The following is a 26627-nucleotide window of genomic DNA, read 5'->3' on the forward strand; positions in this document are numbered from 1 at the left end:
CGCCGGTAGTTTTGGGTTATCAAAAACACCTGACAGGCCCTCATCATGAGCGCATTATATCTGCTGATTTTCGCCAGTTTGCTGGTAGCTCTGGGATTCCTGGGCGCATTCATCTGGTCGGTCCGGAAAGGACATTACGACGACGATTACACGCCTTCGGTACGTATCCTGCCGGATGATCCCGGCAAACCATAACCGACGGCACCCGACCTGATTTTTACCATCTATCTCCACCAAGTTATGTCAAACGTTCCCCGTCCGCACCTCGCCTCCGTTGAGCTGGATGAATTTCGATACGACAACCGCATTGTCCGGAACTTCGCCATTGCCACCATTCTTTTCGGGCTCATCGGCATGCTAGTGGGTTTGCTGGCTGCTTTGCAACTGGTTTTCCCGAACCTGAATTTCGACCTCCCCTTCCTGACGTTCAGCCGGATCCGGCCGCTGCATACCAGTGCGGTAATCTTCGCGTTCGTCGGAAACGGCTTTTTCACAGGCTTGTACTATTCTGTTCCGCGCGTACTGCGCACACCCATCTGGAGCCCGTTACTGAGCCGCTTTCATTTCTGGGCGTGGCAGGCCATTATCCTCGGTGCGGCCGTTTCGCTGCCAATGGGTTTTACCACTTCCAAAGAATATGCCGAACTGGAATGGCCGTTCGACATTGCGATTGCCGTGGTGTGGGTTTCGGCGTTGGTCAATATCATTATGACCACCATTAACCGCCGGGTAGAACACATTTACGCCGCTGTCTGGTTCTACATCGCCTCTTTTGTGACGGTGGCGATGCTGCATGTGGTCAATAGCGTGGAGCTTCCGGTTTCGTTCATGAAAAGCTATCCCGTATATGCGGGCGTGCAGGACGCGCTCGTGCAATGGTGGTACGGCCACAACGCGGTAGCATTCTTTCTCACGACGCCCTACCTGGGTTTGATGTATTACTTTTTACCCAAAGCGGCCAACAGGCCTGTTTATTCCTACCGGCTTTCGATTGTACACTTCTGGGCGCTGATCTTCCTGTACATATGGGCTGGCCCGCACCATCTGCTCTACACCGCATTACCCGAATGGGCGCAAACCCTCGGCACTGTGTTTTCGGTAATGCTCATCGCGCCGTCGTGGGGCGGTATGATGAACGGACTGATGACGCTCCGCGGCGCATGGGACAAGGTTCGCGAGGATGTTGTGCTGAAATTCATGGTGGTGGCGATTACCGCTTACGGAATGGCCACTTTCGAAGGGCCGATGCTCTCTTTAAAAAACGTGAATGCCATTGCCCACTACACCGACTGGATCGTAGCGCACGTGCACGTAGGCGCGCTGGGCTGGAACGGCTTCCTGACGTTCGGTATCCTTTACTGGCTTTTCCCGCGCCTCTATAACCGTCCGCTGTATTCCCCCAAAGCCGCCAACTTCCATTTCTGGATCGGTACGCTGGGTATCATATTCTATACCATTCCCATGTACTGGGCCGGCTGGGTGCAAAGCTCCATGTGGAAGGAATTTACGCCGGAAGGGTTATTGAAATACCCTAACTTTCTTGAAACCGTAACTGCCCTCAAACCACTGTATTTTCTCCGCGGCGTCGGCGGCACCTTATATCTGGCTGGTTTTATAGTGATGATTTATAACCTGTGGATGACCGCCCTGAAAGGCAGGCTGGTACCAACCGAAACAGCCAGAGCCATGCCGCTGAACGCCATCCGGCACGCCGAAAAGAACGAATACTGGCACCGCCGGCTAATGGAACGCAAGCCGCTCGCATTGACGGTCTTCTCCCTGGCGGCCGTCGCGATCGGCGGGATGATCGAAATGATCCCGACATTCCTGGTCGAATCCAATGTACCGACCATTGCGAGCGTGAAACCGTACACTCCGCTGGAATTGCAGGGGCGGGACATCTACGTCCGCGAAGGCTGTTATGTGTGCCATACGCAGATGATCCGTCCGTTCCGGTCCGAGATCGAGCGGTTCGGGGAGTATTCCAAATCGGGCGAGTTCGTATATGACCACCCGCACCAGTGGGGCTCCAAACGGACCGGCCCGGATTTGCACCGCATAGGCGGCAAGTACCCCGACTCCTGGCATTATAACCACATGGAAGACCCAACTTCGATGTCGCCCGGTTCCATTATGCCCCGCTACGGCTGGCTACTCGAAAACGACCTGGATACTACCACCACCAAAGCTAAAATCAAGGCCATGCAAACGCTCGGCGTGCCCTATGAAAACGGTTATGAAAACCACGCCAACGCCGATCTCGTGAAGCAGGAAATGGAAATCCGGGAACGCCTGAAACAAAGCGGCATCAAAACGACGGCAAATAAAGAAATCATCGCGCTGATTGCCTATATGCAGCGGCTTGGTACGGACATTAAAAAATGACTGAATGACCGAATGATTGAATGATTGAATAGATGATTCAAGTCAGGTCAAGTCAAGGTATTCATTCGGTCATTCAGTCATCAATCATTCAAAATTGACTTTCTATGAAATTCCGGAATTACCTCGAAACCATTGCGGGGGTAGGCATTTATCCGCTCATATCCCTGCTGATTTTCTTTACCTTCTTTGTCGGCCTGCTCATTTATGTGTGGAGGTTGGATAAAAGGAAGCTCGACAAAATGCGCGGCATTCCCCTGAATGACTGCGTCGCCGGGAAAGCACTGCTGCCGTTCCTGTTGTTCGGTTGCGTTGCATTACCGGCCTCGGCCCAGGATACCGCCGGCAAAATGCGCGCGGTAACGGAGCTGGACCTGATTCTTTACGTTGTGTTGGCCGCATTGATTTTCATTATCATTCAACTGGGTATCCTGCTTGCCTCCGCCATGAATGTGCTCGACAAAGCGGCACACGCTTCCAGCAGGGAACCTACCCATGTTTTCAGCACACATTGGTGGCGGAAGTTCAGGGGTATCGGCGTGGCTTTGCATGATGAGAGACGAATCCTGATCGAGGGGCACGACTACGACGGCATCCTGGAACTCGACAACCGGATGCCTCCCTGGCTGCAATTCCTCTTTTACACGACGATCTTTTTCGCGGTGGTTTACTCGGCTTATTATTTCAGCGGGCTGGGCGACCTGCAAATAGCGGAGCTGGACAAGGAAATAGCCACCGCCGAAGCCGAAAAAAAGGCCTGTATGGAAAAAGCAGGTGCCGGCATAGACGAAAATTCCGTAACACTGCTCACCGATAAGGCCGGCGTGGGCGCAGGCATGAAGATATTCCAGGAAAAATGCACCGCCTGCCATGGAGCCGAAGGCGGCGGCGCTGTCGGCCCTAATCTCACCGACGATTTCTGGCTGCATGGCGGAAGTGTTCAGGATGTATTCAAAGTGATCAAATACGGCGTACCCGAAAAAGGAATGATTTCCTGGGAAAAACAGCTTTCCCCCACCGATATCCAGAAAGTAGCGAGCTTCGTCCTCTCACTGAAAGGCACCAAACCGGCCAATGCGAAAGAGCCGCAGGGAGAGTTGGTTGTTGAGGCTGCGGCTGTCGGCAATCGGCCGCCGGCGGCGGAACAGGCTGTTGGTGTCGGGAAGTAGAGAAATGAGAAATTTAGTTCAAATGAGAAGCATTATCAGTAACGATCCCGACCGGTCATCGAGATCCGGGGCTCAAAAGCTGACGGCCGAGAGCCCACGGCCTAAGTTCCCCCAACGTCCCTCGGGCCGATGGCATGACCGTCGGGTAGTATTCAGCATTGCCATAGTCGCATTGCTGTTCGCGGTGCCGTTCGTGCGGATCGGCGGGCAACCGCTGGTGTTGCTCAATGTGGTGGAACGTAAAATCGTCCTCTTCGGCATCTTCATAGGCCCGCAGGACTATTGGCTTTTCGGCCTTACGATGCTCTCGTTTTTCGTATTTATCGTGCTTTTCACGACCGTATTCGGCCGATTATGGTGCGGCTGGGCCTGTCCGCAGACGGTTTTTATGGAAATGGTTTTCCGTAAAATCGAATACGCCATCGAGGGCGATGCCGGAAAGCAGAAATTACTTGATAAAGCTCCGTGGACTTTGGCTAAAATCCTGAAAAAAGGTTTGAAATACGCCTCGTTCCTGATTGTGTCCTTTGCCATCGCCAACCTGTTGCTGGCCTACATAGTGGGCACAGGCGAACTATTCAGGATCACCTCCGAGCCCATTGGCGACCATATCGCCCTGTTTTCCGGCATCGTGGTTTTCACAGCGATATTCTATTGGAACTTCGCATGGCTCCGCGAGCAGGCGTGCACGGTGGTATGCCCTTATGGCCGTCTGCAAAGCGTGTTGCTCGATCGCAACTCCGTCAACGTAGCCTACGACTATGTACGCGGCGAACCGCGGGGGAAATTGCACAAGGGAGCCACCCGCGCGGAAGGCGATTGCGTCAACTGCTTCCAGTGTGTGGCGGTTTGCCCTACCGGCATCGATATCCGTAACGGCACCCAGATGGAATGCGTGAATTGCACAGCCTGTATTGATGCCTGCGACGCAATTATGGATAAAATCGGATTCGACAGGGGATTAATCCGTTACACCTCCGAGGCCGTCATCACCCGGAAAAGCGCCGGGGCGGTCACGCCGCGCACATGGGGCTACGCAGCCGTGCTGGTGCTCTTGTGGTCGGCGCTGGGATTTGTAATAGCCACGCGTACCGACACGCAAACGACCCTTTTCCGCGCCCCAGGCAGCCGTTATATCGAGAATAACGACAGCACGATCAGCAACCTCTATACTTTCAAAATTTTCAATAAAACAAACAGAACCATACAACCCTCCATACGCCTCGACGCCCCGCGCGGAAAGCTTCTGTTCGCCGGGTCTCCCGACCTGACACTCGAAGCTGCAGGGATGTCGGAGGGGACGGTGTTCGCGATTATCCCGAAATCCGAACTGAAAGGCCGTAAAACAATTCTGAAACTGTCGGTTTCGCAGGGGAACCAACGGCTGGAAAGCATTGAGACCACATTTATTGCACCGGAAGAATAGCCGTTATAACCAAACTTAACGCACCGTGAAAATCAATTGGAAAGCACTCGTCGCCGCCATTTACGCCAGTTTCGTATCGATGATACTGTTGCTGGCAGGCATGAGCGCGGGGCAGAAGATCGAGCTTGTGACAGACCGGTATTATGAGGAAGAACTGAAATTCCAGGGTAAGATCGATAAAATGCGACGGGCGGCCGCATTGTCCGGTCCGCTCGTCTGGGAGGTAACGGGAGACCGGCTGCAAATACGCTACCCCTCCTTTTTCGCCGATTCGGCCGTTTCCGGCACCATCCGGATGTATTGTCCCTCCGACAGCCGTAACGACCGCCAATTTGCAGTCGGTTCAAATCGTGGCGAACAGACTATTGCATTAACGCAGGTTCCTGCCGGCCGCTACAGGATCCAGATCGACTGGAAAGCCGCGAACGAAACTTACTGGCACGAAGGAGTGATCGTGATCGCTCCTCAAACACATTGACCATGATCACCACCCTGCCTTACCTCGCCATTTCGATGGGGCTTGTCAGCAGCTTCCACTGCATGGGCATGTGCGGGCCCGTCGCGCTTGCGCTGCCCGCACGCAATGGTACGCTCGCGCGGCAGGCGGCGGGTGTGCTCGCGTACAATGCGGGACGGGCGCTAACCTACGCGATGTTTGGAATAGTGATCGGAACGCTGGGCGCTTCGCTGGCCTGGCTGGGCGTGTTGCGGTATGCATCGGTTGCTGTCGGCATTCTTATGCTGGGACATGTTTTCTGGCCTTTGGGCCTGGATCAGAGGCTACATATGCCGCCATTCTGGCAAAGGGCCATTATCCGTGTGAAGCAGAAAATGGGTTTGTATCTCAAAAAGACCGGCCTGAGCAGCATGCTGCTCCTCGGAATGCTTAATGGCGCGATCCCCTGCGGATTGGTATACCTGGCACTGACGAGCTCCGTGGCAACAGGCAGTCCCTGGGGCGGGAGCGCTTTTATGGCACTTTTCGGCCTCGGCACAATGCCTGCCATGCTTGTGATTGGCCTTGCAAAACAGCGTTTCACGCCTGCATTGCGCTCGCGGGTCCGTAAACTGGCGCCGATAATGGTGGCCATTGCGGGTCTCTGGCTAGTGACGCGCGGCATTATGGCCCCCGACCCCGACCATTCGAAAAACGCCGCCGGCGTCACAATCTGCCGCTAAGCACTTGAAACGGTGCGATACATGGCTTACCTTGCCGGTATGAAAACTTACAAAGCCATTATCCAGCTTACTTCGGACGATCCCAAGGTCCATCGCAGTATGATCCGGCAAATCGGGAACCTTTTCACGCATTTGAATGGTGCGGTCGACGTGCGGATTGTGTGCCACGGTGCTTCCCTGCCATTCTGTCTGCAAGCGGACAATCCGTTCGCCGGCGAAATACATGCCCTTATCGAGCAACGCGTTACAATTGCCGCCTGCCGCAATATGCTGGCGGCCAACGGCGCCGATCCCGCCCGGCTGATCGAGGGTATTGAGGTGGTCCCGTCAGGCATCGCCGAGATCGTCATCCTGCAACAGGAGGGATGGAGCTATGTAAAGGCTGGTTAGAAGTCTGTTTCCCGCATGACGAAAGTCATGTTTTCCGCTTCTGGTCCTGGGTAGTTTTGATTCGTCAACTACATCAAAACTTTAACCGATGGACAAGGACCTGTTATTCAAATACAACATTCCGGGGCCGCGCTATACCAGCTACCCGACCATCCCGTACTGGCAGAAAACCCCTCCGGCCATTCGCGATTGGAAAGAACTGGTACGGGACGCCTTCGCGGTTTCGAACCGGAGGGACGGGATCAGCCTTTACGTGCACCTGCCGTTCTGCGAGAGCCTGTGTACCTATTGCGGCTGCAACACGCGCATTACCGTCAACCACGCCGTTGAAACCAAATATATAGGGGCCGTTTTGAAGGAGTGGAAAATGTACTGCGAACTGTTCGGGACGGAAAAGCCCGTGATCCGGGAACTGCACCTCGGCGGAGGTACTCCCACGTTTTTCAACCCCGGCAATCTTGTTAAACTGGTCAAAGGTTTACTGGAAAATTCTTTGGTGCACACCGATGCCCGTTTTAGTTTCGAAGCACATCCCGGCAATACTACCGACGCGCATCTGGAAGCATTGTATTCCGTCGGTTTCCGCAGGATCAGCATCGGTGTTCAGGACTTTAACCCGGTAGTGCTGGCGATGATCAACCGGCGCCAGACTTTCGAACAGGTAAGGCACCTGACATTGAAAGCCCGCGAAATCGGCTACACGTCCATCAACTACGACATTGTATACGGCCTTCCGCAGCAGAAAAACTGCTCCATGATGCAGACTATGCTGCGCGTGATCCAGCTCCGTCCCGACCGCATCGCATTTTACAGCTACGCCCACGTGCCGTGGATCAAGCCCGGCCAAAGGAGCTATACCGAAAACGACCTGCCGGACGCCAACCACAAAATGGCGATCTACGAAACCGGCCGCAATGCACTGGAGCTGGCAGGTTACGAAGACATCGGCATGGATCATTTCGCCCTCAAAACCGACGGGCTCTACAAAGCCGCTACCGAAGCAAGCCTCCACCGGAATTTCATGGGCTACACCGACACCCGCACACAGTTGCTGATCGGGCTCGGCGCTTCGGCGATTTCCGACTCCTGGCGGGGTTATGTACAAAACGAGAAGAAAGTGGAGGGCTATTACAAACGGCTTGCCGCAAACGAGCTGCCCGTATTTCGCGGCCATGAGCTGAGCCGCGAAGACCTGATCCTGAGAACGCACATTCTCCGGTTGATGACCCGCTTCGAAACTTCCTGGGCCGATACCCCGGAGGTTTGTATGGAACTGTACCAGGCCCTCGAACGGCTCTCCGAAATGGAACTCGACGGGCTCGTGGAACTGGGACCTTTCCGGCTTAGGATCACGGAGAAAGGCAGAACATTCGTGCGCAACGTGTGCATGGCGTTCGATGCCCGCCTGTGGGCCGACTTCCCCCAAACGACCCTTTTCAGCCAGACAGTTTAACCATGAATTCTTGCGGTGTTCACCTGTGTCCTGTACTTTGGTATGTTTGATACGGATATTTTAATTCATACGCAGGTGATGACACGGCATATCGAAATGCTGGATGCCCTGTTCAAGCACGCGACCGAGGGGATCGTGGTGGTGGACAAACAGGCAAACATTGTAATGCTTAACCCAAAGGCAAAGGAGCTTTTCGGCTATACCGACCGGGAACTGATCGGTAAAAAAGTGGAGACGCTGATCCCGCAGCGGTTCAACCGAAACCATGTCGGATACCGCGACGAGTATCTCGAAGCGCCCCGCGCGCGCGGTATGGGCCACATGATGGACCTTTTTGCCCGGCGCAAGGATGGCACCGAATTCCCGGTCGAAGTGAGCCTAAGCCCCTTCACTACCAGCGATGGCGAATTCGTCGTAAGTTTTGTGATCGACATTACCGAACGCAAAAAACAGGAGAGTCGCATTATCGAAGCCAATCTTGAAATACAAAAACTGAACGCGGAGCTGGAAGTGCGCGTGCAGCAGCGAACGGAAGAACTCGCCGCGGCCATCAAGCGCATCGAACAATCGCAAGAGGAAGTGGTACGCGCGCTGGCGAAGGAACGCGAGCTGAACAATATGAAAAGCCAGTTTGTGACAATCGCCTCTCACGAATTCCGTACGCCGCTCGCGACGATCCTGTCGTCGGCGTCGCTCATCGGTCGCTATTCACGTACGGAAGACGAAGAAAAGCGCCGGAAACACGTGCAACGCATTAAATCTACTGTAACCAATCTTACCGAGATTCTGAACGACTTCCTGTCCATCGGCAAGCTGGAAGAAGGCCGCATCCATGCTATTCCGGTGCTGACCGACCTGAATGAATTTTCCAGGAACCTGATCGAAGAAATCAAAGGACTTTGCAAGGAAGGGCAGCAGTTGTTTTTTTCGTACGAGGGGGAAGCCGACGCGTGGCTCGACAAGCAATTGTTGCGCAACGTGCTTTTCAATCTTCTCTCGAATGCCATTAAGTATTCGGAACCTGGAAAATCGATTTTCCTGAGGCTTAAAAACCGGGGCGGGATGATCCGCATGGAAGTACAAGACCAGGGTATCGGTATCCCGCAACAGGACCAGGACCATATTTTCGACCGCTTTTTCCGCGCGAACAACGCGGGCAACGCACAGGGGACCGGTCTGGGCCTGAATATCGTACAAAACTATATCGAACTGATGGGCGGTACCGTACGCTTTCAGAGCGAACTGGGCGTTGGCACCACATTCTTTGTGGAGTTACCCAACCGCGAACCAGCATCTGTAAAAATCGACGCCTGACCAAAACGGAATCAGAATTGGAGACTAGAAAAATACTTTTGATCGAAGACAATCCCGAAATGCGGGAGAATACCGCCGAAATCCTCGAACTCGCCAACTACGAGGTGGTAACCGCCCGAAATGGCAAGGAAGGTGTGCAGATTGCTACCCAGCACCATCCCGATCTTATCATATGCGACATCATGATGCCGGAACTCGACGGTTACGGCGTGCTGCATATGCTCGGAAAAGACGAGTGTACCGCCTCCATTCCATTCATTTTCCTTACGGCAAAGGCTGAAAAGGAGGATTATCGCAAAGGCATGACTATGGGCGCCGACGATTACCTTACCAAACCCTACGACGACGTGGAGCTGCTCAATGCCGTGGAAATGCGCCTCAAAAAGAGCGACCGACTGAAAAAGCAGTTCGAACGTTCCGCCGAAGGCCTCGACCACTTTATCAGGGAAGCTCAGGCTTTCGACCCGATCATGAAACTGGCGGAAGACAAAAAGGTGAAAGTGCTGAAAAAAAAGGAGACCATTTACACGGAAGGCAGCTTTCCTTCTCACGTTTATTTTCTTCAGAAAGGAAAGGTAAAAGCCTACAAATCGAATGAAAACGGCAAGGAATACATTACCGATCTGCTGAAAGAGGGTGAGTTTTTCGGCTATCTCGATCTGCTTCAGGGGGCAGCCTACGAAGAAACGGCGATTGCACTCGAAAAGTCCGAAGTAGCGATGATCCCTAAAGACGATTTTTTCAACCTGCTTCAAGGCAACCGCGAGGTAGCTTCCAAGTTCATCCGCATGCTTTCCAACGAGATCAAGGAACGGGAGGAGCGACTGTTGCAGCTCGCTTACAACTCCGTCCGCAAACGCGTGGCGCAAGCGCTCGTGATGCTCGTACAGCGTTATCAGGAAGACCGTTCGAAACCGTTTTCAATGGCCGTCACCCGCGAAGACATCGCGTCGATGGTAGGAACCGCTACCGAAACGGTGATCCGGACACTTTCCGACTTCAAGGACGAACGCCTCGTCGATATGAAGGGCAGCCAAATCACGGTTTTGGAATACGAAAAGCTGGCGCGAATGCGGAATTAGGTGGAGAAAAATAGCCCAGATCCTCCTCCCGAATCTTTTATTTGCCGTTTGTTAATTGAAATGCCACCCCTGATCATTCGTAAGTATTCAGCGACAATCGTTCATTTTGCTTGCCTTAGTTTTGATTGAAACGTATAGCAATCATCAAAATCATGGAACAAACAAAACTAACAGAGGTTCCGAAGGATACCGATGCAACCGGTGCCGGAAATCGTCCGCCAGTCGTTACCCTGGAAATTCATTATCGAGAGAATGATGCAGACAAATAGAGATATACGAGCTTATGAGAGGGGTGAAATGACATTGGATGAGCTTAAAGCATTAGGCGTGGAGATTGGTGCTCCTGCGAAAAACGCATCCCGATTATCAGGTCGCCATTCGCCTTTTTCACTCGGGGGACTCGGATAAAACGGGCAAGTTATGAAAGCCTGCCTCAATCGCCTCCAACTGCGCCATCATTTCCTGCCGGCAGGCCATTGTCTGGTTAGTAATTTTCGGGATCAGCGTTTTGTAATAGTTAATCCCTTCCAGCAAGTTTGCACGGAATTTGGCGAAGTATTTCATCTTCTTGTCGTTCAGCGCTGCCGTGTGCCGTTCAATGTCTTTTTTGAGATAATCTACATACAAATTCAACTCGTTGATGAACATATTGGGCCGGACGTTTCTGGCCAGCAGGTCTATTTTTCCATAGATATGACCTACCATTTCGTCGAGCGAGTAAACTCCTGAAAACCAAGCAAGGTTCGGTCCGGGACAAATCGCCACAGCCTTGTTTTCCTTCGGCTTCGTGAGGCCATTCTTGATGAGCGCCGCGGTGCTTAGTCCGTCACAAAGACACAGTTTTTCAGTCACAGCGTCGATCTGCGCCTGCAAGTCGACCGGTTTCGGCTCTTGCGCGAGTAATTGTCCGATTTTTAAATTCTGATACTCGCGCGATGCCGTGCAGACAGGTTCCCGGGTAAATTCCGTGTTCGAAACCAGGTAGCGTTTGTGGCAGGGGCTGCCGGGCCGGCCTTTGGCAATGCGATCCAAACGCTGCCTCTCGGCGCTGCTGTTTCTGAAATTATTGAAAAGGACGCCCAACGGCGACGAATCGCTGAGGTAATAGGCGTCGCTGTCGGCCATCGCAAGCGCATCCAGCGTGGCTTGGTCGACATTCGTTACTTCGGGCACAAGCAAAAACGGACTCCCCCAGCCGGTGGCGTCTATGCCGTAATGTTCGAGCAGGAAAGCGTTTTCTGCCGCGGTGCCAATGCCCCCTTGCACGGATATGCGGGTATGCGGCAAGCCCACGAGCGCAATGCCCTTGCTGGTCAATGCCGGTTCGTAAGCGCCAGTATTTCGGTGAACATTTCGGTACGGCGACTTTTGAACTCCTCTAAAACCGGCCCCAGGAGGTTCCCTTCGGTCGCGAATGCGTGCCCGCCGCAATTCAGCCCCGATTCGATGCGGAATTCCGAAACCCAAATCCCCTTTTTTGCCAAAAATCTGGCCTGAATGAGCGCCGAACGGTAATCACTCACTTTGAGGATCACTTTCTTGCGGAAATTGCCCGACTCGTCCGGGAAAAAGTCGGCGAAGTTTTCGAGGTAACTGTACAGCCGCGGGTTCATACCGGCCGAAAGAACCACCGAGGACGACAACTTGCTCGACGCAAATCCGCGGAGCGCCGCCAATGCATCGGAATCAATGTCGTTGGGCAGGTTACCACCCGCGCCCGCATTCATTTTATCGACTTTCGACATAATGTTTACATCGATATCACCTACCGTCATACATCCACGAAGTGCAATTGCCTCGGCGTCGCGTTCGGGGCCGCCAGGCATTTCCAGCATTTTCTGATAGCGGTGTTTAAGGCCTGAACTGGCAGGTAACAAGCTGAAATAGCGATCGATATCGCTGTCCTGGTCGAAGGGCTGCAATTTAAGCGCATTAAATTCCTCATCCACAACGTGCTGCATGAGGTCCAGATAAGCGGTAATGCGGCGGCTCCGGTAATCGGGTTCTGTTTTAGAAATAGGCCTGTCGTCTCCATGATACCGGCGCGCGTAATGTATGCGCATGCGCTCGATCAGTTCGTCGTCGACGATCGACACAACCGATGATATGCCGTATTTGGCGACTTTAACGGGTGTATCGATGGAGTATCCCAGTCCTAGGACCGGGATATGGAATGTATGAGGCGTCATATGCTGGATGAAGACTTGGTAATTCATCCAAAAGTACGCGACCGCCGTTGCCCGAAAACTGACGCTGCTTAGGCGGGATCCTGAGAAATGTCATACAGGTCATTATTTCTTTTTGGACTTCTGCGGCCTGGAAGCCTCAGCAGCTTCATTTTCCTTCACCCGGTATTCGACGATCCGCCTGATCAGATCGGTCGGCAGCGGGTCTTTATCGGGAAACTGGATGGCCGATTTACTCATTTTATATTTGGAAAGCTCCGTCCTGAACTCCGCCAGCAAAGCCTCGCTGAAAGGATATGACAATGAAATGTGATTCGTGGCCGCCGAATAATAAACCAGGAAACCAAAATACTTGTAAGCCGGTATCTGGTAACTGATTACTTCTTCTGCTTGCGGCGCCGCTTCACGGATAATGCTTCGGATCGTCGCCAACCGTTGTTTTTTCTCTCCCTGAAATGTATCCTGGTATTCGTCCACGGATTTAAAATCTGTTTTAGCCATGCCAAGCGTTTTTGAGTGTTTGATTTAATAAAGCACCCGGATCGTTCGACTTAACCGATTCGGTAATTTAATTTAAGTAACCAAATAAACATTTAAATATATTTTTAAAATTTTCATTGAAAAAATCATAACACGACTATTGTAAAAAAAGACAAGGAAGTTGGTCCGGACGAAATCCTGCACGACAACCGGTTCCTGAGGTCGGTGAAGGTTGCAGGGGCAAAAAAAATAGAACTGGATACCGCGAGAAACTACATTCAGATCGTACTGCCGGAAGAATTCGGGAATGATATGCTGCACTTCAACGATATTTCCCGCTATTGGACGCGGATGGTACCACCGTGGGCATCGAATATGGCGAGAAGACTTTTACTACGGTGCCTATCGCATTCCGTCCGACCTCGCCCGGGGGAAATACGAAGCGACCATAGTACCGGGCAGGGAACGGTATTCGTTGCCTTACCGGAGCCTGATTGAAGTTCGCTAACTGGTCGTACCCGGCCTGTTGAATGCCTGCCCGAGCACTGTAAGGAATTCCTTTTCGGAGAACGGCTTGCCTAGCACACCTGTAATACCAAGACCCGCGTAAAAATCCTTGTCGCGGTCGGACAGATCACCGGTGAACCCTACCACGGGCGTCATGGCCCTGGATAAATCCGCATTGCTCCGAATTTGCCTCGTCAGCTCGGCTCCATCCATTCCGGGCATGTGGATGTCGGTAATCACGAGGTCGTAATGTTGTTTTTCGAAAAGTTCGAGCGCATCGTCCCCCGAGCCGACCAGATCGTATGAAAGCCCGTGCTTTTCGAGCAACCTGCTCATCAGCACCAGGTTCAGTTTCGTATCGTCGGCGACGAGTACTTTTTTACCTTTAAAATCAACCGGCGATATTGCAGGCGGCCGTGTTCCCGCAGGCCGTACTTTTACTTTTTCAGCAACCTGCATCGGAATGTCGACCTTAAATTCAGACCCCTTCCCCAGCACACTTTGGACGGAAATTTTTCCTCCGTGCAGTTCTACGATGCGCTTGCAAATAGCAAGCCCGAGTCCTGTTCCCTGCTTCACAACCGACGGACCGTCGATCTGGCTGAAATCCTTGAATATTTCCCCCAAATGTTCCTGCGCGATGCCAATCCCCGAATCCTTCACACCGATATTCAGGTGCTTTTTCTGCCCGTCGGCATTGTCGAGACTGGCTTCAACGATCACATTTCCGCGTGCCGGCGTGAATTTAATCGCATTGCTGAGAAGGTTGATCATCACCTGTTTTATCCGAAACTCGTCACCTAACAGATAAATCTCCCGCGCGATGTTCAACTCAGGAACGATGCGGATGTCCTTTTCATCGGCCAGAACGCTCATCAATGCGAGCACCTCGTTGATCAGCTCCACAGGATTAAAAGGCTGGTATTGAAGCGATAATTTACCCCGTTCCAGTTTCGAGAAATCGAGGAGGTCGTTCACGAGCGTCAGCAAAATCCGCGAGGAGCTTTGAATAGCCTCGACACTTTCTTTCATTTGCCCGTCGAGCCGGCCGGTGTCCATCAATTGGGAAAAACCGATGATCGCATTCAGCGGCGTCCTGATCTCGTGCGTTACCTGTGCGAGGAACTCGCCTTTCTGTTTGGCCGTCTCGGTCGTCAATGCGGCATATCGGAGGATTGTGACGTCGTTACGGTATAGCTTAATCACATTCCGGATGATAATGACCGTCATCACCAGGACTACCAGGGCACCTACCCACAGCAGGTGGTTAACCTCTTCGAATTTGTCGGACGTTTCCGTTAACAGCAGTCTTCTGAACTGCCTCGCTTTTGCCTCCTCGGCTGCTTTCAGCCCTTTCAGCGTCAGTTGCAGATTTGCAAAGAGCTCGCCGTTCAGGAACAGCAACCTTTGCTCTGCTTCATTCAACTGCCTTTTTACCCTGTTATATTCATCGTAACGGCTCAGGTCTAGCTCCTGTGCGAGCAGGTAAGGCATTATCAGCGAATCGCGCTGGATAATCACTTTGGTCTTTTCTTTGGTTACTTCGTCGTCACGCTTGTTGATGATGGCGTCGGCCAGCCGCTTGAAAAGGCCACGTTTCTTCTTTCTCGGATCGGCCACTACCACCGAATCGACCTTCGACGTCTTTTTTACCCGAATGGCCGGCCGGTGTTGTTTCGAAAGTTCCTGCTTGTCCTGCTCGCTGCGCTGGACCGACAGCGCCAGCAGGCTGTCGACAAGAATTTTCATCCGGATGAATTCGTCGTTACTTTCCCGCTTGCTTTCTATCAGTCCCGACAATGCAGACGACCGGTTGGCCCGCTCGGTTTCGAATTCGGTAAGGATATTGGAAACGGTTTGCAACTGGCTGGTAAACAACCGCAAATAGGTAGAATCCTGGGTAATGATAAAAAGCCGGCTGTTGTTTTCGGCGACGTATAATAGCGAAATACAGGTATCAATTTTCTGATAGCCATTCACATCCTTACGGAGTTCCTGGATGTTCTCACGGATGGTTTGCGACTTCACACGCGTGAGCAATATCACGAATACGAACGAGCCCAGTATGACAACCAACAGGATGGTCCAGATCACTAATGCCCGTGACAGGGGGCGTAAAGGAATTTTCATCATGTACAGTTTGTCGATTCATCCCCGGCGTCTGTCGTAGGGAAACCGATCTTTCGAGGATTGGTTAAACAAAGGTAAAAAACCGCATACAAATCAGGAATATGCGGACATTTTATTTGGTATACCTTACTTCAAAACCGGTTACATGATGACCTTCGACGCTATATTTCAAGCCACGCTTTGAATGCCGGGGCCTTTTCCCTGCTTACGACAACCTCCTGCGAAGCCTGCGGCCGAAGCTCGACTTTCAATTTGCCGTTAAAATACGTATGAATCTTCCGGATAGCGTCGATACGGGCGATAAACTGACGGTTCAACCGGAAAAAATTCGCCGGGTCCAGCAAAGATTCCAGTTCTTCCAACTTGTAGTCCACCAGGTATTGCCGGCCGTCGGTCGCTACGAGGCATGCCATTTCATTGGTGGTGTAAAAATAAGCGACATGTTCCTGATTGACCGGGATCAGCTGCTCGCCATTTTTGACCAGAAACCGCGTTTTAAATGGCCTTCTGGTCATTTCCAGGCTATCCAGCAGCGTCTCCACTTTTCTTGCGTAAGCCTTTGGTGAAAAGTCTTCACGGATATTCTCGTATTTCCGGATAGCTTCCGCCAGTTCGGGCGCCTTAATGGGTTTCAGCAAATAATCGATGCTTTTGACCCGGAAAGCCTTGATCGCGTACTCATCGTAGGATGTCGTAAAAATGATCGGGCTATGTGCCGGAAACTCTTCGAATATCTGAAAACTGAGCCCGTCGGCGAGCTGTATGTCGGAAAAAATCAGGTCCACAGGCTCCGCATGGGCGAACCATTCCCGTCCGGCTTCCACACTTTCCAGCACAGCCGTCACTTCCATGCGTGGGTCGAGCTTTTTAATCAGCTTTTCCAGCCTCTCCGCAGCCGGATATTCGTCTTCAATGATCAGTATTTTCATAGCCACTTCATTATCCAATTAACCGGCCTGCTGCCCAAGCAGCGGGATTTTAACGGTAAATTTCTCCCCTCCCCGAACCACCTCCACGGCCCTGTCTGTCAACAGATTGTATCGATTGACGATGTTCTGCAGGCCCACCCGCGTCGATTTTTCGAGAATGGTCTTTTCGGAAATATTGTTTTCAACCACCAGATATCCCTCCGCTTCCTCACGGATCAGGATATTTAACGGGTTTTCCCGCGAGGCCACATTGTGCTTGATCGCATTCTCGATCAACATTTGCAGGCTGAGCGGTGCAATATGCCGCGTCAATGCAACCGGCGACAGCTGCTTTTCAACCCGCAAATTATCCCTGAAACGGATCTTGTTGAGATACACGTAAGCGTCCACAAACGCCAGTTCCTCGCCCAGCAGCACCGTATTTTTATTGCGGCTCACAAGCACATAACGATATACGTCCGACAGCCTTTCGAGGTAATCCTGCGCAGCGGTATTCTCATCGTCGATTAACGCTGCCAGCGTATTCATGCTATTGAATAAAAAATGCGGGTCGAGCTGATTTTTAAGCACTTCCAGCTGCGACTGTACATTTTCCCGCATGAATGCCTCCGTTTTCCGAACATTCATTTTCCAGGCATCAAAAAAGTAAACGGCTTCATAAACCAGGTAGACGATCACGGTAGGCACGATACTGATCCGGAAACCCATTGCGAGGGCGCTTATGTGATAAACCGGTTTATAGTAAAGCTCATCGAGCAGCAGCGACACCAGCAATACATACGCGACAGCCAATACGGCCTCGGCCGCTATCCGTTTACTGGTTTGGGCATACTCCGGGAAAATCCGTCGCATCCGGATAATAATGTACCTGTTACCCTCCCAGAAAGTAAGCGTAAGCAGCGTCGAAAAAAGTACACTAACGAAGAAAAGCCGGCTCAGTTTCAGAAATTCATCGAAATTGACCATTACCGCAATCGACAACCCCATGAGCGGAATGCCGATCATCCTCCATTTCCGGTCGTTGAGCGTGTAGGCCTTTTCTTTCATCCGTGTATGAAATTTGGCGGGCAAACTACTCGTTTACCGGCCAAATTTCAATTAAAATGTGTATCGGAAATAGGGTACAGGGAAAAATGGCTGCTGGTACTGATTTGCCAGCTCGTTGGTCCTCGGATTATACGTTTGCTGGAAAATATTTTTGCGGGCAGTCACGTTCTGCAAATCCATCGAAAACTCCATTGTGCTTCGGCGCATTTCGCGACGGTAGGAAAAACGGATGTCGGTTCGGAAGTAGGCTGTTTGCCGAAGGGAGTACGCCTGGTTTTCATCGTAAACGGCAGAGCCTTTGATACGCGACGCCGCCAGATTCAGCGGTGTGACATACTTGCCGCCTACCAGCGATGTTTTAATGTTTGCGCTGAGAACATTGTTCTTACCGAATCGGAACTCCTTGCCTCCGAGCGCATTGAGCACATATCTGGTATTAAAGGCGGTGTTACGCTCCACCCTGTCGCTGCCTTTGTATTTCGAATCGAACAGGGAGCTCGTTAATAGGAAGTAGTAGCCTTTGTTGAAATATCTCTCCAAAGTGAGTTCGACGCCCATATTGTGCCCGGTACCTTCGTTCACCAGACTGTCGCGATCGGAGGGCCCAAACGACGCACCCATGTTCAGCGCCGAATAACCCGACGCCCGGCGCTCCACCGGAACGTTGAACAATACCTGGTAGTACGGCTCAATTTTCAGAAGCAGGTTCTCGGTCAGACGGTTCCGATAACCGAGTACAAAATGGTGGCTTTGGGTAAAACCCAGATTCCTGTTCGTTTGCACGGGTCCCGATTCACCAGGTGTTTGCACAAAATAGGTGTAGATGTTCTGTGCCTGGCTGTTCAAACCGTAACCGGCACTCACCGACTGTCCTTCCCCAAACGCATATTGCAGGCCTACCCGCGGCTCCACAGCGACATTGTTGCTCAAATCATAATGCTGAAAGTGGACACCCGTCGTGAAAATCACACGCTGCGAAACACGGTACTTCCATTGCGCATACGCCTGTGTGAGCACGGTTCTTTCCCCGCTCACATCCGCCCGGACGATATCGATTTTCCCTGCCTGATAGATAGAGCGGTTGTACAGGGCAAAATCAAGCAAGTCGACCGTCACACCTCCGTACAGGCTGCTTTTTGCATTTATTTTATGTCTCAGGTTCAAAACAGCCGAGTATTTGGAGGTATTATATCTGGCTTCTCCGCTCAAAAACGCCTCACGGCTAACGTTGCTGATGGAATCGCCGCTAAACCGCTCCCGGGTGGCGCTCATGCCCAAAGTGAGTCTGGCAAACGTTTTAGGGGTAAGATTGTGCTCATAAGCCAGTCCGAAAATGCGGGTGCCATATTTGACCCGCGTGTTCGTATTTTCAGTGCCATATAAATTCGTAAGCGTTGTATCAACCTCATTCCCCAGGAAAGTCACGTCGCTGCTTCCAACGATCCCAAAAAGTGCCAGTTTGCCTTTGTTTCCCTTGGGCACTGCGATTTTAAAATTCAGGTCCTGATAATCCGGAATGGCCGTGCCTGTACCGAACTGCAAGCCAAGCGCCTTGAAAAGCCCCATCGTGGAATAGCGGTAATTCAAAAGGAAGGATGCTTTGGAATTCCTGGTAAAAGGCCCCTCCGCGCCCAGTTCGAAGCCGTTGAAACCGACCTGCCCCATCAGCTCATGTTTCTGATTATTGCCTTCCCGCAATTGCAGGTCAAATACCGCCGATAAGGCATTCCCATACTGAGCGGGAAAGGCACCGGTAAGAAAGTCGGATTTCCCAAGAACATTGTTGTTGAGCATGCTTACAGGCCCGCCTGTGGCCGCAAACGAGCCGAAATGGTTGGGATTAGGAATGTTAAGGCCTTCGAGCTGCCACAATGTGCCTGAGGGCGAGTTGCCACGCACGACGATATCGTTTCGTGAGTCATCGCCCGACACTACACCGGCGAAATTGGCCGCCATCCTCGATGGATCTCCTAATGCCCCCGCGTAGCGTTTGGTATCTTCCACATTAAAAGACCGGCCGCTCACGACCGACAATTCATTATTCGTCCTCGTTTTGTCATTCTTCCGGTCGGCGGTAACCAGTACTTCATTCAGGTTTTGCACAGCCTCGGTCAGGGTTACATTCAAAATCACCTCTTTCCCAGCGGTAACGATAATATTCGACAATTGCTGAGGCTCATACCCAATCATCGTCACCTGAAAAGTCCGCCGGCCCGTGGGCACCCCAACGATAATGAAGTCTCCGTGAACATCTGTAACCGCGCCTACCGGGCCCTCCGCTGATTCCCCGACCAGTAGTATCGATGCGCCGATCACCGGTGATTTGGAAACTTCGTCGCGTATGTTTCCCCGGATTGTTTGCGTGCCTTCCTGTGCGTAAAGGTTAGCAGCGTAAATAAATGTCATGGCTAATAGTAATGCTTTCATTGGCTATGTTTATGAATTACTATGCCAAAATTCCCGGTAACACTCCCGGTTTGAAATACGCCGGAAGGTTAACCGTATGGATCGGGGGGGCGAAACGGCGGGAGAATGCGGGGAATCGTTGCGGCGCAGGCATCGGGAGGACCAATTCCGCAGAAACAAATAAACTAAGGGCAATACGCCATTATCCGATCCGCGCACGGATCACTCTGAAAGCAGTCGTGAAAGAGCTAAGGTTGAAGCAGCTAAGGGAAAAGATATTCGCTAAGCATTTTTGATCTCCCCGACCGACAACCCGGTTATTTCGGCGATCGTTTGGAGGTCGAATCCTTTGGCTTTCATATTGCGGGCGGTAAGGAGCAGGCCTTCTTCTCTACCTTCTTCCCTGCCTTTGGCTATACCTTTTGCAAAACCTTCCTTCATTCCCTCTTCTATTGCTTCTTCCTTCGCGTACGCCATGGAATTTTCATTATCCCATTTGGCCTTCAAATATGCATCCCACGCCATCTTTTCTTGCTGATTAAGGTTACAAACTTCTGCAATTTTGAAAGCTTTGTCGAAAACGGGCGTCCTGAGAACGACCGGGATCTCATCTAATTTACTCAGATTTTCAACAAATACAGCCATCTGTCCAATTCCATGACAAGCTCAGTCCTATTAAATCGTACTCCCAGTTAGCCCCACCCGCTTTCGCCTGGTCGCGAATCAGCGAAGCCGCATAATACAGGCACCTGTCTTTAAAGTATTTCTGCCTTATTCGTTGCACCTCGATGATAAACTGTTCGCCGTCGACTCCGGTACAAACCAGGTCGAAAATAGCCTTGCGGGCGCCGGGCTGCTGACCACCATTCTCATTCTGATTATATGTCAAATCGGCGATCCGGCGCTCACCGGCAAGCACTTCATTCAGAAAATTGATTAATACATCCTTGCCAGCCTCGGTACCGAACATTCTCTTAAAACCAAAATCGGTAAACGGATCAATGAACCTGCCGGAGCGAACTTCCTGCATGGATAATGGTATTTAGTGTGTGATGATAAAAAATTCGATCTCGGAACATACAGAATTACCCGCTACCGAACTTCTGCAAAGCCCGTTCGCTGACTTCCATTTTATCAAACGGCAGTAGGGAAATGAGGGATCGCATCATTCCTGTTAAGAGACCTGCGCCGGCGGTTTTCCATACACTTCATCAGCCATTAATCCCCGACTTTCGTACGTTGCCCGGTGATCCGCCATGTTGCCTAAGAGGACTTGGGCGCTAACCCATAGTGGCGATCTCAGCCAGAGCGGTTAATCCTAGGGATCAAGCGGCTCATCGGCGTCGATGTGCAAAGCATCCAGTACCGGATAAAACTCGAAATCAGTTTCACTGAGCCGCTTCCCCAACTTATAAGGCACGTGATTGATTTCCCTCAAACACCGGGTCACGAAAGCGTCGTTGGTGATATAGTAGCTTTGTGAGCGCATTGTCGAAACCAGGCAAGGCTTATCGACCGGCATTCCATAGCGGTACAACAACCTCACGCCATTACGCATGTTCGTAGTAGTGTGGCGCGCATGCGGGTCCATGATAATCGCGTTTTCGGGCACTTTCAACACCTCCATCAAAAACTTTTTCATTTCAAACGCCTCGCTGAACTTCGTTTTGAACGGGTGCACCCGCCCTCCTGAAACCAGAATGTAAGGTGCCAGTCCTTCAAAATAGCGCAATGCGGCCACCCGGCAACGCAGCATTCCCCCTTCGCTCAACCCGCGGTCATAGGTATCCGGGCCTGCCCCCGGAACGAGAATCAGTGTATATTTGAATTTATTCCAGTCGATTTTTTTTACACGCTCGAATGCCGCCTTGTTCACCGTCGCAACCATCGGCTCATAATCAGCCGCTTCGTGCCTTTCGTTCACTTCCAGAAATTGCAGCGCGTAGTGCATCGACGGCCCAAAGAACAGCCCCGTACTTTTCCTTTCCTGACGAACAATGTCGGTTACGTCATAAACCAGAACCGGATAACTTTTCGCGGTGGTTTTGAATTCAATGGAGTCGATGGCAGGATAGTTCGGCTTTTTGCCTTCCGCGTATACCTCAATGGCGTGGTTAACACTCCTGGCGTCCTGCTCCCAGGCCTTTCTCAGCAATTCCCGGCCGCTTGCGCCTTTGAAAAGGATATACGTTCCGGAAGGAACGAGGTGCTGTTTCATCAGCTCTCCCAACGCATTGTTTTCGTCGTAAAGCGCTTCCAGCCGCATTCCTATCGCGTTAACTTCTTCGGGTGAGAACTTCATTTTATCCGTATAGCAACGGAAGTCGTTCTTGCATTCCCTTACAGACGTTTCGAGGCTTTTGTATTTCGAAGAAGCCACATTTGCCAGTTCGCTGTCCTTTTCCAGTAAAGTCTTCACATCGGGCAGGGACTCAAACAGCGTGAGTAAATACCAGTTTTTGGATTGTACAAATGATTTTCCGGGCAGCAGCTGGTACTCTTGCTTCGGCGCGCGGCTGGTTTGGGCGAAACTGTTCAGCGCGAGGACCATTAAAAAGCCAAGGATCAAAGGTTTAGTCATAGGGATAAAAGGAATTTAAAAAGGTCTGCAAACTAAGTGATTCCGTTTTATGGAAGCATTAACTGAAAGTTAAGAAACAAAAAAGCATCAGCGAATGCGGCGACCCGTCGTAGCTATACCACCATACAAGAAAGAAAACGTCCGCCGTGCACTCGTGGAACGCTTCTCGATATACGCATTGTCCCGGACGATATTGCGCACGTCGCAGAGCACGCTGTGACGGCTTTGTCACATAATTAGAATGATTGCCGTAATAATGCAGACGGACCTGGCCGCGGAGGTGAAGGGAAGAAATGTAGAATAACCAGCGGCTTATTATTTGTCGAGATTTAACTACAAAGTGACTTGTATTTTTGTATCAAAACCGGAATTAATTAAACAACTTGTTAACAAATACTGAAACAAAAAAGCCCCCGACAAAATGCCAGGAGCTTTTTATTTTTTAAGCACCCATTTTACTTATAAAAGTTAACGTTTTCCGGTACACGTCGCGATATGCCGTTTGCTAGATAAAAATTGCGCTTTTCCCGCTTAAATCCAAATCAAACAGCTTATAAATACGCTGGTAACACCTGGAAGTCAGAGACCACGTGAAAAATCTCCGAAATTAAACTGTGCAAAGCCGGGTCACCGGCGTTGTTTGCAATGAAGTATAATCTGATTTATATGAAGCTGCGCCGCACGCATCTTTTTCCTCTCGTTCAATACAATTATGTATGTTTTTTTTGTCATGGCCAATAGGGTCTTTATTTCTTTCTCAAAACGTCCGGTTCGTTATCGGGTTTAAAGTAATCCCAAATAGATCTGGAACTAAAATAATTTCGCCGAATTGTGTATTTATTTCGACCAATACCTATATTATTGCAGACGAATGAAAATTTGATACAGTAGTTAAGGTCAGAGTATGTTGTCTCCCGGCAGGTTGCGGTGTATAATTGTAGACGATGAGGCTGATGCACGCCGATTGATTGAAAAATATGTGCAGAAGGTTCCCTTTCTTGAACTGGCAGGTTTCGCCGAAAGCGCTACCGACGCCCTTTTTCTGATCAGGGAAATGAAACCGGACGTTATTTTCCTGGATATTGAAATGCCGGAAATGACTGGTTTTGAACTCTTAAAACTTCTTCCGGCCACCCGACCGGCCATCGTTATGATTACCGCCGACCCCTCGTATGCATTGGAAGGCTACGAACACGAGTTAACCGACTACCTGCTCAAACCTGTATCCTTTGAAAGGTTTTTAAAGGCTGTCAATAAAGTCGACAGTGCACGTCTTCAAAAACGTTTGCCCACCACTATGGAGGCGGAACAGGTCTATTTGACGAAACCCGAAGAATGGGCGGAGCCGGTGCAGGAGGCTGAGTTTACCGGTACCCGAAACGACTTCCTTTTATTAAAAGAGAATAAGAAACTCATTAAAGTTGCACCTGGTGAAATCCATTTCATCGAGGGCATGCGCGATTATCTGAAATTATATTGGTCTGACGGTGTTGCGGTTATCCATATGACGATGGCAAAAATCGAAGAAGCATTATCACCCAAGCAGTTTCTGAGGGTAAATCGTTCGTATATCGTCAATAAAAAAGTAATCCGGGAAATTGAAGGGAATGAGATAACTACCAATAGCGGCCGCAAAATTCCAATCGGAGTGACCTATCGTGCCAATGTGCTCGCGGCTTTACAGAAGAACAGAATCTGAGAGGTTATGCGTTTCGATCCTATTTCGTCTGAGAAACGGGCAAATATAATCAGGGTTATATGTCACGTGCTGGCCTGGATTGCGCTTTGGTGCGTGGTCCGTTATTACAGTATCCCCGCGTTTGCGAAAGACAATATCCATGTTATCGCACATGCTTCGATAGTAGTCTTTTTGCAATCGGTTTCCGTATTCTATCTGCTCGGGTACGTCATTTTTCCCCGCTTTTTGTACACCAGGAAGATAATCTTGCTTATAATCAGCTTACTTGCGATCTTTCTGCTCATTCACCTTACCAACTATCATGAGTTCAGATACCTTTCCACAATAACCAACGGGTCCGTAGAAAACCCGTCTTATATCGACAAATTATGGGATTTTTATCAAACGGGTAACTATTTGACCAGCTGCTTCACCAATTTCGACATTGCCTATACCGATTATGCGTGGAGCTTGTACTATATCACACCGCTGCTTGCAATAAAAGTTATGCGGGACATTATTAATTCCAGGACAAAAAATATGCAACTGGAAATGGAGCGGCTCCAACTCGAAAAAGCCAATCTGAATTTACAAACCCAAAGCCTCCAGTTACAAAAAAACAACCTGAACCTCGAACTCAGTTTTCTAAAATCCCAGATCAATCCGCATTTCCTCTTCAACACCCTCAATGCAATTTATACCAAAACAGTCGACGTCGATGAACAAGCGGCCGACCTCGTCCTTAAACTATCCGACCTGATGCGGTATAGCTTATATGAATCGAGCAAGGAAAGCGTGGTACTGGCAAAAGAGATCAGTTATATAGAAACGTATCTGGCCCTCGAACGTGCGCGGTTTTCCGACAAGGTCACCATTAATTATCGCCTGTCGGGCAATCCCGAGGAATATATGATCGCTCCTTTGCTGCTGGTTTCGTTTGTCGAGAACGCATTCAAACATGGCCCGGCCAAAAGCAAATACGGGTCTTATGTAAATATTTCTATCGACCTGTACGACAACACTTTGCACTTCTCCATTAAAAATAATATCCCCCAAAATACGCGTCTGCAAAAGCCGGCGGGAAAATCCGGTGAAAAGGTAGGCGGATTCGGGCTGAGCAACACGTCCAAGCGATTGCAATTGCTTTACCCGGAAAAACACAAGCTGTCGGTGCAACAAACAGAGTCGGAATTCAGCGTGGACCTGGTTCTGGAACTGGACATGTCCGGCGTTGCCAGACACGTAATATCCTGAACGGCGGTCGTCCCTGTTGGCTCCGTATATATGCGAGCGTCAGGTGCTCAAAACATCCGAACACATTTCTGATCAATTACTTAACATCGACAGCATCAACACGCTGGCAACCTTATAATACGCTGCACATGTCCCGATCTTGTCAAAAGATCTTACTAAACAATTAGTTTGCTTTTATTTTTGAGATTAACTTTTCATATTGAAACGCCTGTCTAAAACGCAGGTTCAAACACCCTCACTTTCCATTGATTTTAAACAGGTAATTTTCTGGAATCTTGAAAAGTTTCTTTTTTCTGCTCCACGGAGTTTCTTTTATGGTTGTTTTAGTCATTGGGCCTTCCACAACAGAAAATGGAAATGATTTTTGTATTTGACCATGTCTGAATGAAGAACATTTTAATTGTAGAAGACTATCAGATTATCAGGCTCGCCACGAAAATACTCGTTCAGGATTTGTACAAAGATGCCGTCATTTACGAAGCAGGCTCTTTCAATTCGGCCCTGGCGGAACTGGAAGCGCGGCCGCTGGACCTCGTAATCCTCGACGTTCGGATTCCTGAGGGTCTCGGGTTCGAAATGATAGGGACCATGCGCGCCATTCAGAAGAACATTGCGATCCTGATCTTCTCTTCCGCCGAAGAACGAATCTACGGGATCCATTATCTCCGCTCGGGAGCGAACGGTTTTATATCCAAGAACTCGAATACCGAAGAATTTCGGGCTGCCCTCGTTTCGGTGGTCGACACCGGCAGGTATGTAAGCCCCCGAATCAAGGCTGAGCTGTTGAACCAGCTCGACAAACACAACTACCGCGCCGACAATCCCCTGCTCGAACTTTCGACCCGCGAGATTACGATCATGGACCTGCTGATCGAAGGATTCTGGATCAAGGAGATAGCTTCCAAACTGGACCTGACCGAAAGCTCCGTCAGCACGTACAAGGCACGGCTATTTGAAAAGCTGCAAGTGTCCACACTCATCGAAATGTTCCAGAAAGTGAGGCATTACAAGGATATGGATTGAAGATCTTTTCC

General features: G+C 50.6%; 23 protein-coding genes and 1 pseudogene. 13 read left to right on the forward strand and 11 right to left on the reverse strand.

The window, feature by feature from the left end; all coding sequences use genetic code 11:
- Window positions 1-45 precede the first annotated feature (45 nt).
- The 10 genes from ccoS to ABV298_RS05965 all read left to right on the forward strand — a co-directional run bounded on the left by ccoS (window position 46) and on the right by ABV298_RS05965 (window position 10395).
- Window positions 46-195 (forward strand): cbb3-type cytochrome oxidase assembly protein CcoS, encoded by a 150-nt coding sequence (ccoS, locus tag ABV298_RS05920; RefSeq protein WP_353721244.1) that lies wholly within the window; start codon window positions 46-48, stop codon window positions 193-195.
- A 45-nt stretch (window positions 196-240) separates the two neighbouring features.
- Window positions 241-2385, forward strand: coding sequence for a cytochrome-c oxidase, cbb3-type subunit I (gene ccoN, locus ABV298_RS05925; RefSeq protein WP_353721245.1), 2145 nt, complete (start codon window positions 241-243; stop codon window positions 2383-2385).
- 104 nt (window positions 2386-2489) lie between these two features.
- A complete protein-coding gene (locus ABV298_RS05930) occupies window positions 2490-3551 on the forward strand; it encodes a cbb3-type cytochrome c oxidase N-terminal domain-containing protein (RefSeq protein WP_353721246.1) in 1062 nt (353 codons plus the stop codon).
- Between the two features lie 22 nt (window positions 3552-3573).
- Window positions 3574-4977 carry a cytochrome c oxidase accessory protein CcoG gene (gene ccoG, locus ABV298_RS05935; RefSeq protein ID WP_353721247.1) on the forward strand — a complete coding sequence of 468 codons (1404 nt, stop codon included), beginning with the start codon at window positions 3574-3576 and terminating at the stop codon, window positions 4975-4977.
- Between the two features lie 25 nt (window positions 4978-5002).
- The gene (locus ABV298_RS05940; RefSeq protein ID WP_353721248.1) at window positions 5003-5455 is read left to right on the forward strand and encodes a FixH family protein; all 453 of its coding nucleotides are present in this window, start codon (window positions 5003-5005) and stop codon (window positions 5453-5455) included.
- Between the two features lie 2 nt (window positions 5456-5457).
- On the forward strand, window positions 5458-6156 hold the full coding sequence (locus tag ABV298_RS05945; RefSeq protein ID WP_353721249.1) for a sulfite exporter TauE/SafE family protein: 699 nt from the start codon (window positions 5458-5460) through the stop codon (window positions 6154-6156).
- 21 nt (window positions 6157-6177) lie between these two features.
- Window positions 6178-6546 carry a DsrE family protein gene (locus ABV298_RS05950; RefSeq protein WP_353721250.1) on the forward strand — a complete coding sequence of 123 codons (369 nt, stop codon included), beginning with the start codon at window positions 6178-6180 and terminating at the stop codon, window positions 6544-6546.
- Between the two features lie 88 nt (window positions 6547-6634).
- Window positions 6635-7999, forward strand: a complete 1365-nt coding sequence (hemN, locus tag ABV298_RS05955) for an oxygen-independent coproporphyrinogen III oxidase (RefSeq protein ID WP_353721251.1) — start codon at window positions 6635-6637, stop codon at window positions 7997-7999.
- A gap of 78 nt (window positions 8000-8077) precedes the next feature.
- Complete coding sequence (locus tag ABV298_RS05960) at window positions 8078-9313, forward strand: PAS domain-containing sensor histidine kinase (protein ID WP_353721252.1); 1236 nt, start codon at window positions 8078-8080, stop codon at window positions 9311-9313.
- 17 nt (window positions 9314-9330) lie between these two features.
- Window positions 9331-10395 (forward strand): response regulator, encoded by a 1065-nt coding sequence (locus ABV298_RS05965; protein WP_353721253.1) that lies wholly within the window; start codon window positions 9331-9333, stop codon window positions 10393-10395.
- A 387-nt stretch (window positions 10396-10782) separates the two neighbouring features.
- On the opposite strand, the gene ABV298_RS05970 is transcribed toward ABV298_RS05965, so the two are convergent.
- The 11 genes and pseudogenes from ABV298_RS05970 to ABV298_RS06020 all read right to left on the reverse strand — a co-directional run bounded on the left by ABV298_RS05970 (window position 10783) and on the right by ABV298_RS06020 (window position 22661).
- A complete protein-coding gene (locus ABV298_RS05970; protein ID WP_353721254.1) occupies window positions 10783-11712 on the reverse strand; it encodes a hypothetical protein in 930 nt (309 codons plus the stop codon).
- Complete coding sequence (locus tag ABV298_RS05975; protein WP_353721255.1) at window positions 11709-12611, reverse strand: hypothetical protein; 903 nt, start codon at window positions 12609-12611, stop codon at window positions 11709-11711. Before ABV298_RS05975 ends, ABV298_RS05970 begins: the two co-directional genes overlap by 4 nt.
- A 75-nt stretch (window positions 12612-12686) precedes the next feature.
- A complete protein-coding gene (locus tag ABV298_RS05980; protein ID WP_353721256.1) occupies window positions 12687-13082 on the reverse strand; it encodes a DUF1801 domain-containing protein in 396 nt (131 codons plus the stop codon).
- A 483-nt stretch (window positions 13083-13565) separates the two neighbouring features.
- The gene (locus ABV298_RS05985) at window positions 13566-15698 is read right to left on the reverse strand and encodes an ATP-binding protein (RefSeq protein ID WP_353721257.1); all 2133 of its coding nucleotides are present in this window, start codon (window positions 15696-15698) and stop codon (window positions 13566-13568) included.
- Between the two features lie 161 nt (window positions 15699-15859).
- Window positions 15860-16627 (reverse strand): LytTR family DNA-binding domain-containing protein, encoded by a 768-nt coding sequence (locus tag ABV298_RS05990; protein ID WP_353721258.1) that lies wholly within the window; start codon window positions 16625-16627, stop codon window positions 15860-15862.
- Window positions 16628-16645: 18 nt separating this feature from the next.
- Window positions 16646-17674 (reverse strand): sensor histidine kinase, encoded by a 1029-nt coding sequence (locus ABV298_RS05995; protein WP_353721259.1) that lies wholly within the window; start codon window positions 17672-17674, stop codon window positions 16646-16648.
- A gap of 51 nt (window positions 17675-17725) precedes the next feature.
- Window positions 17726-20101 (reverse strand): TonB-dependent receptor, encoded by a 2376-nt coding sequence (locus tag ABV298_RS06000; protein ID WP_353721260.1) that lies wholly within the window; start codon window positions 20099-20101, stop codon window positions 17726-17728.
- A 261-nt stretch (window positions 20102-20362) separates the two neighbouring features.
- The gene (locus ABV298_RS06005; RefSeq protein ID WP_353723289.1) at window positions 20363-20605 is read right to left on the reverse strand and encodes a hypothetical protein; all 243 of its coding nucleotides are present in this window, start codon (window positions 20603-20605) and stop codon (window positions 20363-20365) included.
- Window positions 20606-20725 (reverse strand): annotated as a pseudogene (locus tag ABV298_RS06010) (hypothetical protein); the annotation flags it as partial.
- On the reverse strand, window positions 20709-21110 hold the full coding sequence (locus tag ABV298_RS06015; RefSeq protein ID WP_353721261.1) for a PD-(D/E)XK nuclease family transposase: 402 nt from the start codon (window positions 21108-21110) through the stop codon (window positions 20709-20711). The pseudogene ABV298_RS06010 and the gene ABV298_RS06015, both read right to left, overlap by 17 nt.
- A 288-nt stretch (window positions 21111-21398) precedes the next feature.
- Entirely contained in the window at window positions 21399-22661 is a 1263-nt protein-coding gene (locus ABV298_RS06020) for a YdcF family protein (RefSeq protein WP_353721262.1), read from the reverse strand.
- 904 nt (window positions 22662-23565) lie between these two features.
- Between ABV298_RS06020 and ABV298_RS06025 the strand changes: the two genes are divergently transcribed.
- From ABV298_RS06025 to ABV298_RS06035, 3 genes are all read left to right on the forward strand, one after another.
- Window positions 23566-24360, forward strand: coding sequence for a LytTR family DNA-binding domain-containing protein (locus ABV298_RS06025; protein ID WP_353721263.1), 795 nt, complete (start codon window positions 23566-23568; stop codon window positions 24358-24360).
- A 66-nt stretch (window positions 24361-24426) separates the two neighbouring features.
- Entirely contained in the window at window positions 24427-25593 is a 1167-nt protein-coding gene (locus tag ABV298_RS06030) for a histidine kinase (protein ID WP_353721264.1), read from the forward strand.
- A 384-nt stretch (window positions 25594-25977) separates the two neighbouring features.
- On the forward strand, window positions 25978-26616 hold the full coding sequence (locus ABV298_RS06035) for a response regulator transcription factor (RefSeq protein ID WP_353721265.1): 639 nt from the start codon (window positions 25978-25980) through the stop codon (window positions 26614-26616).
- The last annotated feature ends 11 nt before the right edge of the window (window positions 26617-26627 follow it).

The sequence above is a fragment of the Dyadobacter sp. 676 genome, from assembly GCF_040448675.1.
Taxonomy (GTDB): Bacteria; Bacteroidota; Bacteroidia; order Cytophagales; family Spirosomataceae; genus Dyadobacter.